The 17,408-nt window shown below is 73.2% G+C and carries 11 protein-coding genes; 6 read left to right on the top strand and 5 right to left on the bottom strand.

Annotated features, from left to right (window positions below; translation table 11 throughout):
* Window positions 1–44: 44 nt before the first annotated feature.
* On the bottom strand, window positions 45–3,695 hold the full coding sequence (locus ACFY8W_RS25240; protein WP_391109302.1) for a LamG-like jellyroll fold domain-containing protein: 3,651 nt from the start codon (window positions 3,693–3,695) through the stop codon (window positions 45–47).
* 187 nt (window positions 3,696–3,882) lie between these two features.
* Between ACFY8W_RS25240 and ACFY8W_RS25235 the strand changes: the two genes are divergently transcribed.
* The 6 genes from ACFY8W_RS25235 to ACFY8W_RS25210 all read left to right on the top strand — a co-directional run bounded on the left by ACFY8W_RS25235 (window position 3,883) and on the right by ACFY8W_RS25210 (window position 12,346).
* Window positions 3,883–4,863, top strand: a complete 981-nt coding sequence (locus tag ACFY8W_RS25235; RefSeq protein ID WP_391109299.1) for an alpha/beta hydrolase-fold protein — start codon at window positions 3,883–3,885, stop codon at window positions 4,861–4,863.
* A gap of 14 nt (window positions 4,864–4,877) precedes the next feature.
* On the top strand, window positions 4,878–6,425 hold the full coding sequence (locus tag ACFY8W_RS25230; protein ID WP_391109296.1) for a peptidoglycan DD-metalloendopeptidase family protein: 1,548 nt from the start codon (window positions 4,878–4,880) through the stop codon (window positions 6,423–6,425).
* An 11-nt stretch (window positions 6,426–6,436) separates the two neighbouring features.
* The gene (locus ACFY8W_RS25225) at window positions 6,437–7,903 is read left to right on the top strand and encodes a hypothetical protein (protein WP_391109293.1); all 1,467 of its coding nucleotides are present in this window, start codon (window positions 6,437–6,439) and stop codon (window positions 7,901–7,903) included.
* A 25-nt stretch (window positions 7,904–7,928) separates the two neighbouring features.
* The gene (locus ACFY8W_RS25220; RefSeq protein WP_391109290.1) at window positions 7,929–9,983 is read left to right on the top strand and encodes a family 43 glycosylhydrolase; all 2,055 of its coding nucleotides are present in this window, start codon (window positions 7,929–7,931) and stop codon (window positions 9,981–9,983) included.
* Window positions 9,984–10,143: 160 nt separating this feature from the next.
* On the top strand, window positions 10,144–10,923 hold the full coding sequence (locus ACFY8W_RS25215; protein WP_391109287.1) for a serine/threonine protein kinase: 780 nt from the start codon (window positions 10,144–10,146) through the stop codon (window positions 10,921–10,923).
* Window positions 10,924–10,933: 10 nt separating this feature from the next.
* Window positions 10,934–12,346: a protein kinase gene (locus tag ACFY8W_RS25210; RefSeq protein WP_391109285.1), complete on the top strand. Its 1,413-nt coding sequence runs from the start codon at window positions 10,934–10,936 to the stop codon at window positions 12,344–12,346.
* Window positions 12,347–12,421: 75 nt separating this feature from the next.
* Here the strand turns inward: ACFY8W_RS25210 and ACFY8W_RS25205 are convergent, their stop codons facing one another.
* The 4 genes from ACFY8W_RS25205 to ACFY8W_RS25190 form a co-directional block, all read right to left on the bottom strand.
* A complete protein-coding gene (locus ACFY8W_RS25205) occupies window positions 12,422–13,819 on the bottom strand; it encodes an alpha/beta fold hydrolase (protein ID WP_391109282.1) in 1,398 nt (465 codons plus the stop codon).
* Window positions 13,820–13,941: 122 nt separating this feature from the next.
* Window positions 13,942–14,829 (bottom strand): helix-turn-helix domain-containing protein, encoded by an 888-nt coding sequence (locus ACFY8W_RS25200; RefSeq protein ID WP_391109279.1) that lies wholly within the window; start codon window positions 14,827–14,829, stop codon window positions 13,942–13,944.
* 68 nt (window positions 14,830–14,897) lie between these two features.
* Window positions 14,898–15,698: an endonuclease gene (locus ACFY8W_RS25195; protein ID WP_391109278.1), complete on the bottom strand. Its 801-nt coding sequence runs from the start codon at window positions 15,696–15,698 to the stop codon at window positions 14,898–14,900.
* Between the two features lie 87 nt (window positions 15,699–15,785).
* A complete protein-coding gene (locus tag ACFY8W_RS25190) occupies window positions 15,786–17,270 on the bottom strand; it encodes a hydrolase (protein ID WP_391109276.1) in 1,485 nt (494 codons plus the stop codon).
* Between the last annotated feature and the right edge of the window lie 138 nt (window positions 17,271–17,408).

Raw genomic sequence — 17,408 nt, 5'->3', positions numbered from 1 at the left:
CGTCCGGGCGTACGCGTCACGTCGTGGCGTACGCCGTGTGCCCGTCACAGACGGACGTGCGTCCCGTTCGAAGTGATGGTGTCGAACGGCAGGCGGACCACCGTGGAGCCGTCCGCGGGAAGCGGCGCGCCCACCGCCTTGATCTCGTCGTCCGACAGGAACCTGCGGGTCAGCAGGAACTCGTCCATCGAGCCCCGGAACCAGTCCTTGGGCTGTGCGTCCGGGCGGGTTCCGAGCAGGACGCCCTGGACGTCGAAGCCGTCCTGGTAGGTCAGCGAGCCGGCCACGGCGCCCGACGCGGTCGACAGCAGCTCGGTCCCGTCACCGATCGACAGCGTCAGCGTCCCGGCCTCGCGGCGCAGGACCACGTGCCGCCAGGTGCCGTCGCCGAACACGGTGTTCTGCGGCGCCTTGGCCACCAGGCTGGTGGTCCCCCGGTCCGTCTGGACATGGGCGACGACGTCGTTCGTGCCGGACCGGGCACGGATCCACAGCTGGCGTTCGGTGGTTCCGACCCCGTACGCCCTGACCAGCACCGGTTCGCCGTTCTCGGCCGCCTGGTAGCGGACCCAGGCCGCCAGGGTGAAGTCACCGTCGCCGAGGGCCTCCGCCTCCCCGTAGGGGAGCTCCACGGAGTCGTCCACCCCGTCGAAGCCGATGCCGCGGCCGAACCTGCCGTCCGCTTCCGTGACGGTGGCGCCACCGCGCACGACGGCGTTGTTGCACTGCGACGAGGCGTCGAAGGTGCTGCGCGCGGCGGAATCGACGGCGGACCTCATCACGAGGTGCTGCTCCGTGTTACCGGGCTCCATGGTCCACCACAGGGTGGGAGCGGGGCTCAGCGGCGGGCTCCAGCCGCCCGTTCCCGTGTCGAGGACGTCGGCCCGCTCCGCGTCGCTCAACGCCCGCGGGTAGAAGCGGAAGTCGTCGAGCGCTCCGGTGAGGATCTCGACGCCCTCGGGCTTCGCGCCGGTGGCGTCGCGCTTCGAGCCGATCCTGACGCCCTCGGGGGCGGAGACGCCGTCCGTGAAGGAGCCGGTGACTCCCGTCGCGGTGGCCGCGGGCTCGCCGTCGACGCGCACCGTCAGGGCGCCGTTGTCACGGATCAGGGTCAGCAGGTGCCACGCCTTGTCGCCGAACGCCTTGCCGGCCTTCGTGTCCTCGAGCTCGACCGTGACGGAGGCGGACGTGGTGACCGCGCGGGCGCTCAGGCGGTTCGTCGACGGCTCCACGCCGACCGACAGCGACGGCTCGCCGTCGGTGGACCCGTACGCCGAGAGCAGCGCGGCGCCCAGAGGGTTCGCCCCGGAGTCGTACTGGAACCAGAGGGCGAACGTGAAGTCCCCGGCGCCGTTGTCCACGGCGGGGACGTATGGCGTCTCCACGCCCGGGAGGGCTGGGGAGACGGCGAGGGCGCCGCCGCCGACGCGCCCCGAGACCTGCGCGCCCTCCGGGTTCAGGGTGCCGAGCAGGGTGCCGTCGGCACACCGGCCGGAGACGTCGTCCTGGATGCGGACGTTCGTCAGCGCCGCGGACCCGGCGGTGTCGACGACCTCGAAGGGCAGGTGGGCCTTCAGCGAGGCCGGGGCGACCTTCTCCGGCTCGGCGCCGCGCAGCTGCGGCCACAGCGTCTGGCCGACCGCCTCGCGGTAGACGCGGAACTCGTCGAGGGTGCCCGTGAACCCGTCGTTGGCGTCGACCGCGGCGTTGCCGGTGTCGAGCTTGTCGCCGAGGCGGATGCCCTGGACGTCGTCCTTGCGCCAGGGGGCGAGCCGGCCGACATCGAAGGACTTCACGGCCGGGGGAAGTCCGTCGACGGCGAGTTTGATCTCGGCGCCCTTGCGGGTGAGCACCAGGTGGTGCCAGGCACCGTCACCGAAGGCCGGGGTGGCCTTCTTGTCGAGCGGTGCCGCGACGGTCAGCGTCACCGCGCCCTTCTCACCCTCCACCCGCGCCATGACCTGGTTGTGCTCCGGCTGCACCCGGGCCCAGACCTGCTGCTTCGGATCGCCGACGCCGTACGCCCACATGAGGGCCTGCTGCGGGGAGGCGGACGTCGAGTCGTACGCGAAGAACAGGGAGTACGTCATGTCGCCCGAGCCGCCGTTCAGGGACGCGGTCCACGGCAGGTCGGCGGAGCCCTTGGTGCCGCCCGCGCCGCCGTTGAGCTTCAGGCCCTGACCGAACGTCACGGTCCCGAACCCGGCGCCCGTGCCGGAGGAGGTGCCGTTGCCGAGGTAGGCGTCGTTCGCCTCGACGGTCGTGTCGGGCGTGGTCCGCGCGGCGGCCGGCGCCTGCTGCGGCAGGGTGGATCCCCTGGCCGCGAACGTGCCCGCTTCGGGAAGCCTGAGCTGGTCCACCGTGAAGCGGTTGAAGTAGACGTGCTGGGCGGAGAAGGACGTACCGCCCTCGTACACCATGCCGATGTCACCGGCCGACAGCTCGGCCATGTCGGAGTAGCCCGCCCGGTCACCGAGGACCTTGCTGACCTGCCCGCCCGGCGCGTCCTTCCAGGTCGCCCCGTCGTCGAGCGAGTAGCGGATCCGCATCTCCTGTCGCAGGTCGGGGTGCGAGGGGCTCGACATCAGGAGCAGGTCGCCCGGGACGGTCTCATAGGTCTTGCGCGGGGCGAGGACCGACACCTGGACGTCGGGGCCCACCCAGCCCTTGGTGAACCCGAGCGCGGGCACCTTGACCTTCGGCTGCCCGTCCACGGGGTCGACCGCTTCGGTGGCGGTGACGTGCATGCGGTGCCGGTCCTCGTACGCCGCCGGCAGCGTCGTGTTGACGCGCACGTCGTACGGGCTGCGGGCACTGACGTAGACGCTGCCGCCGGCGAGTTCGGCGACGACCGGCTCTCCGGGTCTGGCGACGGGAGACTCCGGGCCCCAGCCCTCCCGGTCGGGATCAGGCGCCGTCGAGATGCCGGGGACCTCCTTGGCCCGCAGGAACGAGTCCTCGGTGAGGCTGCTCTTCCAGCTCGCGCCCCGGTCGTCGCTGTAGAGGACCCCGACGCGCTGGTCGTCCCCGTTCACGGTCTCGTACGCCCCGACGACCAGCCGTCCCTCGTGCGGATGGTCCTTCTTCAGGATCTGTATGCCGTGGGAGGGCCCGGTGCCGAACCATCCCTTACCGGTCGTCAGGCGCGGGACGGCCGTGGGCGCCTGGAAGGTGAGACCGTCGTCGTCGCTGCGCTGCACCCAGGACATGCGGGTGCCGCCGGGGAACGCCGGCTCGGAGTTGGAGAAGAGGAACACGGCCCCCTTCTTGTCCTCCATCACGTCGGCGACGGGCGAGGGGTTGCCGCGCACCTGCGCGGGCCCGGCGGTGCCCGCCCGGCCGGAGGAGACGACCCGGATCGGGGACCAGGTGCGGCCCTCGTTGGTGGAGCGGCGCACCACGATGTCGATGGGGCCGCGGTCGGCGCACGACGGGGAGGTCCTTGCCTCGGCGAAGGCGAGGAGGGTGCCGTTCTTCGTCGTCGTCAGGGTGGGTATGCGGAAGCAGCCGTAGCCGGCGGTTCCGGATCGGAAGAGGACCTGCTGCTGGACTCCGAGGCTCGCCGCGCCGGAGAGTTCGGTGCCGCTCGCCGCCGCCGGCCGCGCGGCGGCGAGGCCGAGCAGCGAGGCGCAGGAGGCGAGTGCGGTGAGGAGGGCGACGGGCCGTCTTCGTGATCGTGATCGCGTCCATTTCATGATCACGACGGTAGCCGGACCCGCCGGCCGCCGTGCGGGCCGTTCTGCACGCGCTAGCCGACGCGGGCCGCCGCTGTCAGTCCGTAAGGTTCCGGGTTCCCCGCCGGGGGGACGCGTCGCTACCTTCCAACCGCCGTCCCACGGCGGCGGATCGGCCTTCGCCACGCTCCTTTCCCTGGAGGACACGTTGACCGCGCACCACCCCACCCGCAGGAACATCCTCAAGTCCGCCGGCGGGCTCACCGCCGCCCTGGCCCTGGGCGCCGGCGGCGTGCTCGCGGCGGCCCCGACGGCCGCGGCGGCCGGTGACGGCTTCGGCCTGCGCATCGTCGACCGCAACGAGAGCGACCCCCGGATGTGGTACTACCGCTTCCAGACCGACGCCATTGGCTGGAACCCCGGTGTCAACGTCCTGCTGCCGGACGACTACCACTGGAGCGGACGCACCTACCCCGTCCTCTACCTGCTGCACGGCGGGCTCGAGGACTTCATCACCTTCGACGCCCACCACGACATCCGGGGCCTGACCGCCGGCAAGGGACTCATCGTCGTGATGCCCGACGGCGGACGCGCCGGCTGGTACTCCAACCCCGTCAGCTCGGCCGCGGGTCCGCGCAACTGGGAGCACTTCCACATGGCACAGCTGCTGCCGTGGGTCGAGGCCAACTTCCGCACGTACGCCGAGTACGACGGACGCGCCGTCTCCGGGTTCTCCATGGGCGGCTTCGGCGCGCTGAAGTACACGGCCAAGTACTACGGCCACTTCGCCTCCGTCAGCGCCCACTCCGGCCCGGCCAGCCTGCGCGGCAGCAACGGCGCCGTCACCCACTGGGCCAACCTGTCCTCGGCCGCGGTGGAACTCAACGGCGGCAGCGTCTACGGCATGCCGTTCTGGGACGAGGCCAGGGTCAGCGCCGACAATCCGGTCCAGCGCATCGAGAGCTACCGGCACAAGCGGGTCTTCCTGGTCGCCGGCACCAGCCCCGAGGACATCCAGGGCTACGCCAACGAGACCGTGGTCCTCGACACGCAGCGCGAGTTCAAGTGGAACCTCGACCGCGTGGGCATCCCGCACGAGTCGTACGAGCTGCCGGGCGGCCACTACGTGCGCCGGGACATGCTGGAGCGCGACATCAACGGTGTCATCGACCGCCTGCGCAAGGCGTGACGGGAGGACGTCACGTGTTGTCCGGTCTTCCCCGACGCGCGCTGCGCGTCCTGCTCGCCGCGACGGCGGCCCTCGCGCCGGGACTCGTGCTGGTGTCCCCGGCCGACGCACAGGCACCCGCGCGGACACCGGTGCGGGCTCCCGCGCAGGTCCTCGGCTCCGCCGTCGCCTGCCCTGCCGCCGGCCCCGTCACCCAGCACTACCACAGCGGCCACAACGGCGTGGACATCGGCGGCGCCTACGGGGCGCCGATCTACGCCGTGGGCGACGGCGAGGTCACCATCTCGGGATACGAGCCCGGTTACGGCCAGTGGATCCGCATCCAGCACCCCGACGGAAAGATCTCCGAGTACGGGCACATGTTCCAGCGCGACGTGTTCGTGGGCGACCACGTCGTGGCCGGCCAGCAGATCGCCCTGATCGGCTCCGAGGGCAACTCGTCGGGCCCCCACCTCCACCTGCGGATCTGGGGCGACCCGTCCGCCACGTACGGCATCGACCCCGAGCCGTACCTCGCCGAGGGCGGCGTGGAGCTGCCCTGCGTGCCCGGCAGCGGCCCCCGTCCCGCGCCGCTGGTGTACCCGGTGGAGTCGGGCCGCGTGGTGTCGGCGAAGTCGGCGGACGGGCGCCTGGAGGTGTTCGCGGCCGGGGCCGACGGTATCCACCACGCCTGGCAGACGAGCAAGAACGGCGCGTGGTCGGAGTGGGAGTTCCTGGGCGGGCCGGCCGGTGCGGAGCTGGCTGTCGGTCCGAACGCGGACGGTCGGCTGGAACTGTTCGCGATCAATGGGAGCGTGTTCCAGCACCGGTACCAGCTCCAGCCTTCGGGCGGCTGGTCGGGCTGGGAGTCGTTCGGTGGTGGCGGCAAGGACATCGCGGTCGGTGCGAACGGCGACGGGCGTCTGGAGGTGTTCGCCTCCGGGCCGGTGGGTGTCTTCCACAAGTGGCAGACGGCGCCCAACGGCGGTTGGTCGGAGTGGGAGTCGGCGGGCGGGGGTCCGGTGAACGGCCGGATCGAGATGGAGAAGGCCCCGGACGGCCGTCTGGAGGTCTTCGCGCTGAACGGGGACGTGTTCCAGCACCTCTACCAGACGGCCGTCAACGGCGGCTGGTCGGCGTGGGAGAACTTCGGGGGCGGTGGACGCGACCTCACCGTCGACCACAACCAGGACGGGCGTCTGGAGGTCTTCGCCTCCGGTCCGGTCGGCGTCTTCCACAAGTACCAGACGGGTCCCACGAGCTGGTCCGAGTGGGAGGGCACGGGCGGCCCGGCCGACTCCCAGCTGACCAGCCAGCGGACCGCCGACGGCCGGGTCGAGGTGTTCGCCGTCAACGGCAGCGTCGCCCAGCACGTCTGGCAGACCGCGGTGAACGCGCCGTACGGCCAGTGGGAGTCCTTCGGCACCGGCGGTACCGAGGTCACCGCCACGGCGAACGACGACGGCCGCATCGAGGTGTTCGGGACGAGTCACGCGGGCGTCTTCCACAAGTGGCAGACCGGATTCGCCAGCTGGTCCGAATGGTCCTGGCTCAACACCACCTCCGGCCCCGCCGTCAACTGAGGAGACATCCGGTGGAAACCACGCAGCGCGCTCGGAGAGCGCCCCGTCGCGTCGTCCTGTCGACGCTCGTCTCGTTGCTCCTCGCCGCGGGCGTCCTCGCCGGCGCCTCGCCCGCGTACGCCGCCCCGAGCGACCTGTGCGCCCAGGTCGGCCACAACGCGGGCTTCCGGGGCGACGCCCTGGTGACCGCCGTCGCCGTCGCCCTCGCCGAGTCCAGCTGTGACCCGTCGGCGACCAACACGTACAACAACACGCCGCCGTCCCGCGACCGGGGCCTGTGGCAGATCAACGACTACTGGCACCCCGAAGTCGACGACGCCTGCGCCTACGACGCCCAGTGCAACGCGAGCGCCGCCTACGAGATCTCCAACGGCGGCACGAACTGGCAGCCCTGGTCCACCTACAACGCGGGCCACCACTGGCGGCACATGGACGAGGCCCGGGCCGCCGTCGACCGCCTCGGCCACCACGAGCCCGGACCCGCGCCGCTGGTGTACCCGGTGGAGTCGGGCCGTGTGGTGTCGGCGAAGTCGGCGGACGGGCGGCTGGAGGTGTTCGCGGCCGGGGCCGACGGTATCCACCACGCCTGGCAGACGGCCGTGAACGGTGCCTGGTCGGAGTGGGAGTTCCTGGGCGGGCCGGGCGGAGCCGAACTCGCCGTCGGTCCGAACGCGGACGGCCGGCTGGAACTGTTCGCGATCAACGGGAGCGTGTTCCAGCACCGGTACCAGCTCCAGCCTTCGGGCGGCTGGTCGGGCTGGGAGTCGTTCGGTGGTGGCGGCAAGGACATCGCGGTCGGTGCGAACGGCGACGGGCGTCTGGAGGTGTTCGCCTCCGGGCCGGTGGGTGTCTTCCACAAGTGGCAGACGGCGCCCAACGGCGGTTGGTCGGAGTGGGAGTCGGCGGGCGGGGGTCCGGTGAACGGCCGGATCGAGATGGAGAAGGCCCCGGACGGCCGTCTGGAGGTCTTCGCGCTGAACGGGGACGTGTTCCAGCACCTCTACCAGACGGCCGTCAACGGTGGCTGGTCGGCGTGGGAGAACTTCGGCGGTGGCGGACGCGACCTCACCGTCGACCACAACCAGGACGGGCGTCTGGAGGTCTTCGCCTCGGGCCCGGTCGGCGTCTTCCACAAGTACCAGACCGGCCCGGCCAGTTGGTCCGAGTGGGAACCGACCGGCGGTCCCGCCGACTCGCAGCTCACCAGCGAGCGCTCTCCCGACGGACGCGTCGAGGTCTTCGCCGTCAACGGCAGCGTCGCCCAGCACCTCTGGCAGACCGGCGTCAACGCGCCCTACGGCCAGTGGGAGACCTTCGGCACCGGCGGCACGGAGGTCACCGCCGCCACCAACGCCGACGGCCGCATCGAGGTCCTCGGGACCAGCCGGGCGGGCGTCTTCCACAAGTGGCAGACCGGATTCTCCAGCTGGTCCGAATGGTCCTGGCTCAACACCACCTCCGGCCCCGCCGTCGACTGACCCCCGGGTCCCCCTGGAGAACCGCATGCGACCGCTCAGCAGGCGGAACCTGCTGCGTGCGGCCGGAGCGGGAGCCCTCGTGCTCCCGCTCCCGGCCCGTACCGCATCCGCCGCACCCGCCTTTCCCTCGTACGCGGCCGACCCGCCCCACCGGTGGCTCACCGCAGGCCCCTTCACCCACGTCCACGACCTCTCGCTCCCCGGCCGCCGCCGCTACCTCAACGACCACACCCTCGTCCGGGCCGGCGACCGCTGGCACCTGTTCGGCATCGTCGGCGACAGCGCCCCGCCCGGGCAGGCCCCCGACAGCTCCGCCGAGGTCGCCTTCGCCCACGCCTCCGCCCCGAGCCCGTACGGCCCGTGGACCAGCCACCCCGACGCCCTGACCGTCGACCCCTCGTACCACGGCGAGGAACACCTGTGGGCACCGCACGTCATCGAGGCGGGCGGCACCTACTGGATGTTCTACGCCGCCGGCGGCCGCACCGGCGCCGCGGTCAACCTGGCCACCTCCACGGACCTGTTCACCTGGACCCGCGTACCGTCCGGCCCGCTGTTCCGCGGCATCGCCGCACGCGACCCGATGGTCGTGCGGATCGACGGCGAATGGGTCATGTACTACACCGAGCTGTCCGCCGCCGACGGCCGGCACCTCGTCGCGTACCGCCGCTCCACCGACCTGCGGCACTGGAGCGCACCCGGCACCGCCTTCGCCGACGAGTCCACCGCCTCCTCCGGGGTGTCGGTCACCGAGTCGCCGTTCGTGGTCGAACGGGACGGCTGGTACTACCTGTTCATCGGGCCCCGCGGCGGTTACGACGGCACCGACGTCCTCGCCTCGCGCGACCCCTTCCGCTTCGGCCTCGACGGCTACGCGGGACATGTGCCCGGACACGCCGTCGAGCCCTTCACCGACGGGCAGCAGTGGTACGCGAGCGCCGCCGGCTGGTTCCGGCACGGCCTGTACGTCGCCCCCTTGACGTGGCAGGACACGCCTCCGACGTGGCAGAGCCCGGACAACCCGGCCGCGGCCCTGGACGTCCAGGGCCGGCTGACCCTGTTCGCCCTCGACGCGGGCGACCTGTCCGTGCTGCGACGCGTCCGGCTCGGCGCCGGCACCGACACCTGGTCGGAGTGGGAGCGGTTCGGCGGCCCGGCCGGAGCGGTGCCCACGCTCGGCCGCGACACCGACGGCCGCCTGGAGGTGTTCTCGCTCGCTCCCGGCGGCGCCAACCTGCACCACCGGGTCCAGCGGCCCGACGGCGGCTGGTACGACTGGGAGGAGTTCGGCGGCCCCGCGGGCGCCGCGCCCGCCGTCGCCCGCGACGCCCTCGGCCGGCTGGAGGCGTTCGCGCTCAGCCCCGGCGGCACGGTCGTCGCCCGGCGCCGCCAGTCGTCCCCCGGGGCCCTGGCCTGGGATCCGTGGGACCCCGGCTTCGGCGGGGCGGCGGGAGCGCCGCCGGTCGTCGCCGCCAACGCGGACGGTCGCCTCGAAGTGTTCGTGCTGGCGCCCGGCGGCACGGCGATCCTGCACCGCTGGCAGACCACGCCGGGAGGAGCCTGGTCGTCGTGGAACCGCTTCGGCACCGCCGCCGGCGCGGCGCCGCGCGTCGGCCGCGACGGCGGTGGCCGGCTCACCGTCAGCGCGATCGCCCCGTCCGGCGTGGCGGCCTTCCAGCGCCGCCAGTCGGTGCCGAGCGGCGGCTGGGACGACTGGCAGCCGCTGCTCGGCTGGTCGACCGCCGCGCCGCTGCTCGTACCCGGTGAGGACGGGCGGCTCGAGGCGTTCACCCTCGCTCCGGGCGGTGAACGGCTCGCCCACCGCTGGCAGACCGCACCCGGCGGCGGCTGGGCGCCCGCCGACGTGTTCGGCGAGGACTTCGGCGAAGGCGGGGCCGAACTCGCCGCGACACCGTCGGCCGCGGCCGACGCCACCGGCCGGATCCACGTCTTCGCGGTCGGGAGGGACGGGCGGATCCGCACCCGCGTCCAGGAACGGCCCAGCGGAGGCTGGCTGCCCTGGACCGCCTTCGGCGACCGGGCGGTCGCCGCCCCGGGATCGGGGAGCCCCGCTCCCTGACACCCCGCCGCCCCTCCGCCCGCTTCCTCACACCTCCACCCCCTATTTCCCGCGTTCCGCGCCGGCCCGAAGTGGCCGATGCCACGCGGTGAATCCCCGTGCGCAGGCGGTAACGTTCGCTGTGTCGGACAACGGTCGGGGCACGTGGGACGGGGGAGCGGTGAGCGGGATTGTCGTCCACTTACCGGAGGGGAGCGGCGGCGACGCCGTGACCCTGCGGCTCGGGCCGGGGGAGCGGGTGCGGTTCGGCCGCGGCTCGTCCGCCACCCCGGTGGAACTCCGCATCGCCGACGAGGCGGTCTCACGCCTCGCCGGGGAGATCCGCGCCACCGATGACCACTGGCAGCTGAGCAACCTCAGCACCGGCCACGGCTACCTGGTGGAGAACCCCGAGGGCGCCGGCGAGTACCTGCGCATCCCGCCGCGGCGCCTCGGGGCGCCCATCCCCTTCGAGTTCTCCCGCGTGGTGCTGCCCTCGCGCCGCGACACGCCGGTCTTCTTCCAGGTGTTCGCCCCCGACCACGTCTACCTGGACCCGCACGCCGCCGGCGGCTCCTGGGAGAGCCGTACCCTCACCGCGTACTCGCTCGACGAGACCGCCACCTACTTCCTGGTGCTCGTCGCGCTCTGCGAACCGTGGCTGCGCGACCGGTCGCCCGTCGCCGTGCCCACCACGCCCCAGGTCGTCGAACGGCTGCGCGGGCACACCGCCTGCGCCCGGCTCACCGCCCGTGCCGTCAGCGCCCACATCGACTACCTCGCCGACGAGAAACTGCGCATCGGCGCCCCGGCCCCCGACGCCGCGGGCCGGGCCGACCGCAGGAACGGCAAGCGCGAGGCCGTCGTCGGGCTCGCCCTCAAGTTCGGGATCGTCCGGGAGGAGCACCTCGTGCTCCTCCCGCCGCGCTCCGAACCGGCCGAGCCGGACGCCAGGGGGTGAGGACGGCGTGATGCGGGTGTCACGCGACCTGGCCGGCTCCTGGGACAGCGACGGTCCGGAGCTCCTGCCCCCCGGCCACCGGGTGGGCGCATGGATCGTCGACGAACCGATCGGCGCCGGCGGATGGGCCACCGTCTACGCGGCCCACCCCGCCGACGCCGACCGGCACGGCGGACCGCCCGTCGCCCTCAAGGTCATGCCGACCGCCGGGCTCGCGCCCCGACAGGCCCGCAACGTGGCCGAGTCCGCCCGCCGCGAGGTCGAACTCGGCCGCACGGCACGCCACCCGAGGCTCGTCCGGCTCCTCGACTCACTCGTCCTCACCGCCCCGGACCGGCCGTCCCTGGACGGCGCGATCGTGCTCGTCATGGAACGCGCCCGCGGCACCCTGCGCGAGCTGCTGCACTCCCCGCTGGACGAGGCCGAGGGAGCCGGGCTGATCACCGGGATCTGCGAAGGACTCGCCCATCTCCACCGCTCCGGCTGGGTGCACACCGACCTCAAACCCGAGAACATCCTGATCGGCGAGGACGGCGAGGTCCGCCTCTCCGACTTCGGCTTCGCCATCGAACTCACCGGCACCCACGGCTACTCGGCCCCGATGGGCACCCTCGACTACCTGCCGCCCGAGCGCTGGAAGGAACGGCTCGGCGAGCAGGGCGTCAGGGTGCGGCCCACCGCCGACATCTGGGCGCTCGGGATCGTCGTGCACGAGGTGTTCGCCGCCGGCGCGCCGCCCTTCCCCGGCGCCACGCCGGCGGCGCGCGGAGCCGCGGTGCAGGAGTACGCCGAGGGCCGGGCGGCCCTGCGGCTCGACCCGGCCGTCCCGGAGTTCTGGCGCGCCTTCGCCGCCGACTGCCTCGCGCCCACGCACGCCGCCCGCGCCCCGCACACCGCCGAGCGCCTGCTCGCACGGATCGCGGCCCGGGCTCCCGGACGGCCGCCGGCCCGGAGGACCGTCCGGCGCTCCCTGCTCGTCGCGCTCGCCGTGTGCGCGGCGGCCGGCGCCGCCCTCTGGTCGTACGCGGGACCGGGCGGGGCCGGCGAAGGCCCCGCCCGGATCCGGGTGTTCAACGCCGAGCGCGGCTGCCAGGACCGCACCGACCGCGCCCCCGAGTGCAGCCTCGGCCTCGCGGTCGACCCACTGCGCCCGTATACCGCCGAGAACGTCGTGGCGACCCGGGTGTGGCACGGCGACCTGCTCGACGCCGACTGCCGGCTGCCCGAAGGGCAGACCATCATCGACGAGGACGACGTCCGCTCCTCCACGTGGCTGCGCATCCGCCTGCCGCGAGCGGACCCGGCGGCCACGGCGTGGCTGCCGGCCGTCCGCACGAGGGACCACCCGGCGCTCCCGCACTGCGCCCACCCCGCGTCCCCCGCCCGCCCGAGCCCCGCCGGCACGGACCCGGACGCATCCTAGGACCTCACCGACGGGATCCCACCGACGGGATCCCGCGACGGGGTACTGCCGACGGGGTCCCGCGACGGGGTTCCGTTAGCGCAGCAGGAACGCCTCGGCCGCGCGGGCGCCGCCGTCGCTGCGGCTCTGGGTGGAGTGTCCCGCGCCCTCGATCACGACGAGTTCGGCCTTCGGGGTGGCGGCGGCCACCTCGCGGGCCCACCGCACGGGCGTCGACAGGTCCCGGTCACCGGCGAGCAGCAGCACCGGCATGGTCAGGGTGCGTCCCGCGGCCGGCCGGTTCGGGCGCGAGGCGGGCCAGGGCAGACAGGTCTGCGGAATGCCCTGCTCGCCCGCCGTCTCCCGCTGGAACGGCCACACCTCGGCCGGTCTGATCCGCCGGACGGCCTGTCGCAGCGCCCGCTCCCGTCCCTCCGTCGGCGCCGAGGCGTCGCCCCACGGCCAGCGGGAGTCCGCGCAGAGCGTCGCGGCGTGCAGTCCGGAGCTGAAGTCGGCCGGAGACTCGTCGGACGGGCCGGAGAAGCCGGCGACCAGACCGTCCAGGCGGGCACGGTCACCGCCCGCCGACGCGTGCAGGGCGTTCAGGATGCCGAACCGTGGGTCGTTCAGCTTCGGGTCGATGATGCTCGCGATGACGAGGAGGTTGAACACGCCGACCCCGTTGCCGTCGCGCCGGACCACCTTCGCGAGGTCGGCGGCCGGGTCGAAGCCGCACCGCTGCTCCCGGCACGCCGTGCGCAGCACCTCTCCGGAGTGGCCGAGCGCGGCTTCGTAGAGCACGCCCGCGCCGTCGAGCGGCACGACCGAGTCGAGCACGAGCCGGCGCACCCGCTGCGGATGAGCGAGGGCGTACTGGCCCGCGGTGAACGTGCCGTACGACACCCCGTCGACGGTCCACGAGCGCACTCCCAGGGCGCGCCGCAGGTCCTCCAGGTCGGCCACCGTGTCGGAGGTGGTGTAGAAGTTCCGGCGCGCGCCGAGGCCCTCGGCGCAGGCCGTCACGGCTGCCGGGGTGGGGGCGACGGTGTCACTGCTGCCCACCTCCTTCTGCAGCGCCGGGCAGTCGACGGCGGTGCCACCGGTACCGCGCTGGTCGATCATCACGAGCCGGTACTCGCCGAGCGCACTGGGCAGCCGGGAGCGGATCCGCGCCACGTACGGCACGCCCGGCTGTCCCGGTCCGCCGGTGAGGAAGAGCAGCGTGCCGCGGGGCGCGTCGGCCGCGCCGAAGACGGCGGCCCGGAGCTTCAGGGTGCCGGGCACCGCGCCGCTGCGGTCGAGCGGCACGGTCAGATCGGCGCAGGTCACGTCCGGCTGCCCGGGGCACGGGCGGTGGCCGGTGAGACCGGGTGCCCCGTCGGCGCGGGCGGTGGGCGTGGCGGGCGCGCCGGCGGCTCCGGGCGCCGAGGTGGCGCACGCCGCGGCCGCCAGGACGGCCGCGAGCGCCGTGCCGGCTCTGGTCAGAAGGGTCATCGTCGCGTTCCCCCGCTCGGAAGACGGGATGCCGCCGGTGGCGTCCCGTCGACGCCGCGGCACCGGCCGGGGCTCCGGCCGGTGCCATCCTGCGGCCCGTTCGCGTGCCGGGCGTTGGACATTCATGCGCGATCGGAGAGAAGCACCCGCAGGGCGCTGGGGAGCTGACCCGTGTGGCCGCGGCAGAGCCGGGTCAGATGGGCCTGGTCGGCGAAGCCGTGGGCGTGGGCGAGGACGCGCAGGCTGTCCTCGCCCTCCTCCAGGGCGTGCAGCACGGCACGGATCCGCAGCTCGTTGCGGTAGTGGGTGAGGCTGGTGCCGGTGACGGCGCGGAACACCCGGCTCAGGTGGTGAGGGGAGCTGCCCACGCCGCGGGCCAGCTCGTCCAGCGGAAGCCGCAGCGCGGGGGCGCCGCCGGCGAGGAGCGCGCAGGTGTCCCGGACGAGCCGGGCGTGGGCGCGGGCGGTCGCGGGCCGGGATCCGGTGTCGGTCCGCCAGTGGCCGGCGGAGGCGGCGACGCCGTCCAGTAACTGGTGCAGCCGGTCCGCCAGTTCGAAGCCGTCGGTGCCGCGCCGGGCCGCGGCCAGGAGCGCGCGGTGGCGGACGTCGGTGGCGCCGGTGACCGTGAAGCGACGGGAGACCGGCCGTCCGTCGAAGCGGTCCGCGAACAGCTCGGGGCCGACGCGGATCTCCGACGACCGGTCGCCGGGACCCGCGGGGTGCGCCACCTGGTGCTCGTCGCCGGGCCGGGTGAGATAGCCGCCGGCGGCGTCGGCGAAGAACTCCTCGCCCGCGATGCGGCGCAGATAGCCGCCCGAGCGGGTCAGGACCACGGTGTACGCGTCGGCGTTCCCGGGCCCGACGAAGCCGGTGCTGTCCTCTGCGCACAGGATGTCGTTCACGGTGATCCCGCCCGCCGCGATCCGCGTGCACAGCCTGCCGCGCCGCTCCCGTACGGCCTCGCGCGCGGCCTCCCGTGCCGCCTCCCGGCACGCCGATCCGTCGTCCATGCCCGCCCCCCCGTCCGTATCGTGCGGCCGGGCTCCCCGTCGGGAGCCCGGCGCGCCTCACGCTCGGGTCACCAGATTGCCTCGACCCACTCCGGGTGGTCGATGAACGGATTGCGGTTGCCCTGGTACGAGTTGAAGATGATGTCGTTGCGCCGCTCCTCGAAGGCGCTCGGCGGGTCCTGCTCGTTCCACTGCTTCAGGACGGAGAGCCGGCCGTGGTAGGGCACGCTGCCGTTGGTCGACGACTCGTTGGGCTCCAGGTCGGCGAAGGCGTCGTCGCCCTCGTACCGCACGGCCATGTAGAGGATCATGCGGGCCACGTCGCCCTTGTCCGCGTCGCGCGGCTCGAAGGAGTTGCTGTCCGTGTAGCTGCCGGTGGCGCCGCTGACCGCGCTGCCGCCGAAGTCCCAGTCCTTGTTGCCCCGGGTGCTGTTGACCTGGACGTCGCAGGCACGCAGGTGGTGCAGGTCGGTGCCGGGGCCGGCCGAGGTGCCGAAGCTGCCGTGCGACTGGGCCCAGACGTGCTCGCGGTTCCAGTCGCCGACGTCGCCGCCGCTGAGGTTCTTGCTGCGGGAGACGCCGCTGTAGAGCAGGAGCACGTTGGCGCTGTTGTTCGGGTCCTGGTCGGTGACCTTCAGCGCGTTCCAGACGGCGTCGTACGAGATCTTGCTCTGGCTGCTGATGATGGTGTGCAGCGAGGACTTGAGGCTCGCGCCGGTCTTGCCGACCGCGTTCTTGTAGTACGTGCTGTCGTACGCGGTGGTCGTGGCACCGGCCGGGGTCGCGGTGACCGTGGGAAGGGCGAGGCCGGCGACGACGGCGGATATCGCCGCCCAGGTCTTCCAGCCGGTTCTCTTCGCGATGGACATGGGGGCCCTTTCTGACGTGGCGGACTGACCCGCGCCGCACTCGACGGGCGGTGCGGCGCGGGGGCGTGTGGGGGAGGGAGCGGGGCGTCAGCCCACGGTGAGCGAGGTGTCGTCGATCACGAAGGAGGTCTGGAGCTGGGAGCCCTCGGTGCCGGTGAACTTCAGCGTCACGGTCTGGCCCGCGTAGGCGGCGAGGCTGAAGCTCCGCTGGACGTAGCCGCTCGACGCGTTGAGGTTCGAGTAGGTCGCGAGCGTCGACAGCACGCTGCCGCCGCTGCCGAGGACCTGGACCCTGAGCGTGTCGTACGCGGTGGTCGAGGTGGTCTCGGCGGTGTCGATGCGGGTGTGGAAGACGAGGGAGGCGGTCGTGCAGCCCGCCGGGATCGTCACCGTCTGGGCGAGCGTGTCCGTGTGGGCGGAGCCGTATCCGTTCAGCCAGGCCTTGTACGAGCCGGTGCGGGCCGGGCGCCCGCTGTCGTCGGTGATGACGCCCGACGTGGCGGTCCAGGAGGTGTTCCCCGACTCGAAGCCGGGGTTGGCCAGCAGCTGGCCCGCGGTGCAGGTGCCGCCACCTCCTCCGCCGCCGGTCGTCGCACCGGAGAGCCAGTCGGTGGCGTTGAGGGCGAGCGCCGCGTTGGTGCCCGCGGAATCGTTCCAGCCGTCGTACAGCGTGTTGCCGGACTGACCGGTGCCGTCGTCGACCGGGGAGCTGTCGCCCCACACGGCGACGCGGCCGCTGCCGAAGGTGCTCGTGGCGAAGAAGGCGCCGGTCGTGCCGGAGTAGCCGGTGCGGTAGACCAGGCCCTTGACGGCCGGGTTGTCGGCGGGCTTCAGGGTCACGGTGGTGCCGCTGCGGATGATGCTGCCGGTCACCTTGCCGAAGGAGCCGTTGAGGACCGGGTCGGCGGCGTCGGTGATCGCGCGCGGGTTGTCGGTCTGGACGGTGCCGGTGTCGACGGTGAAGCCGAAGGGGTCGGTGTTGTCGACGCCGTTGTCGGACATCAGGTCGTTGATGACCTCGACCGCGTCCCAGCCGTCGTTGTTGCGGTCGGCTCCGGTGTGGTCGGAGACGAGGAAGAGGCCGCCGCCGTTCTGGACGAAGCGCATGACCGCGGTCTTCTCGCTCGCGCCGAGCCGGACGTTGGGCTCGGGCAGCACGAAGGTGTCGAAGTTCCGCAGATCGGTGGCGGCGGTGGTGCCGTACGTGATCGTGCCGCCGGAGGGCAGGGTCTTGAGCGAGTACCGGCCGGTCTTCTGCAGGGCGACGCCCCAGGCCGAGATGGCTCCGGTCCAGTCGGTCTCGACCGTGGGGGTGGCGTCCTGGGTGAGCGGATCCGGCTGGCCGGTTCCGATGATCCAGTCGGCGTTCCCGGCGGTCTCCGCCTTGGAGTTGTCGAAGAGCACGCGCAGCGGCGCGGCCTCCGCGGTCTGCGCGGCCGACGCGGTCCGCGCCGTCTCCGCGGCCGGTGCGGCGGCCGCGGGAGTGACGAGCGCGGGCGCGGCGGCGGCGACGAGGGCACCGAGGGTGGTCAGGGCGGCGAAGCGGCGGCGGGACTTCGTGAGTCCGGGCATCCGTCGGACCTCCGTGAGGGGATGAGGGGGAAAGGCGGTGCGGGTGCCAACTCTGCGCGCGTAGAACGTCGGGATTCGGTCGCCCTACACACGTGCGGTTGAACCGTACATGACCAAATAGCGTCGATGGAACGCCTT

Source organism: Streptomyces sp. NPDC012637 (assembly GCF_042954805.1).
Lineage (GTDB): Bacteria > Actinomycetota > Actinomycetes > Streptomycetales > Streptomycetaceae > Streptomyces.
This window is presented reverse-complemented; position numbering and strand designations above follow the sequence as displayed.

Coding starts and splice junctions, on each gene's coding strand:
- ACFY8W_RS25240 (WP_391109302.1), bottom strand. CDS start 3,695: ATGAAATGGACGCGATCACGATCACGAAGACGGCCCGTCGCCCTCCTC.
- ACFY8W_RS25220 (WP_391109290.1), top strand. CDS start 7,929: ATGCGACCGCTCAGCAGGCGGAACCTGCTGCGTGCGGCCGGAGCGGGA.
- ACFY8W_RS25210 (WP_391109285.1), top strand. CDS start 10,934: ATGCGGGTGTCACGCGACCTGGCCGGCTCCTGGGACAGCGACGGTCCG.
- ACFY8W_RS25205 (WP_391109282.1), bottom strand. CDS start 13,819: ATGACCCTTCTGACCAGAGCCGGCACGGCGCTCGCGGCCGTCCTGGCG.
- ACFY8W_RS25200 (WP_391109279.1), bottom strand. CDS start 14,829: ATGGACGACGGATCGGCGTGCCGGGAGGCGGCACGGGAGGCCGCGCGC.
- ACFY8W_RS25195 (WP_391109278.1), bottom strand. CDS start 15,698: ATGTCCATCGCGAAGAGAACCGGCTGGAAGACCTGGGCGGCGATATCC.
- ACFY8W_RS25190 (WP_391109276.1), bottom strand. CDS start 17,270: ATGCCCGGACTCACGAAGTCCCGCCGCCGCTTCGCCGCCCTGACCACC.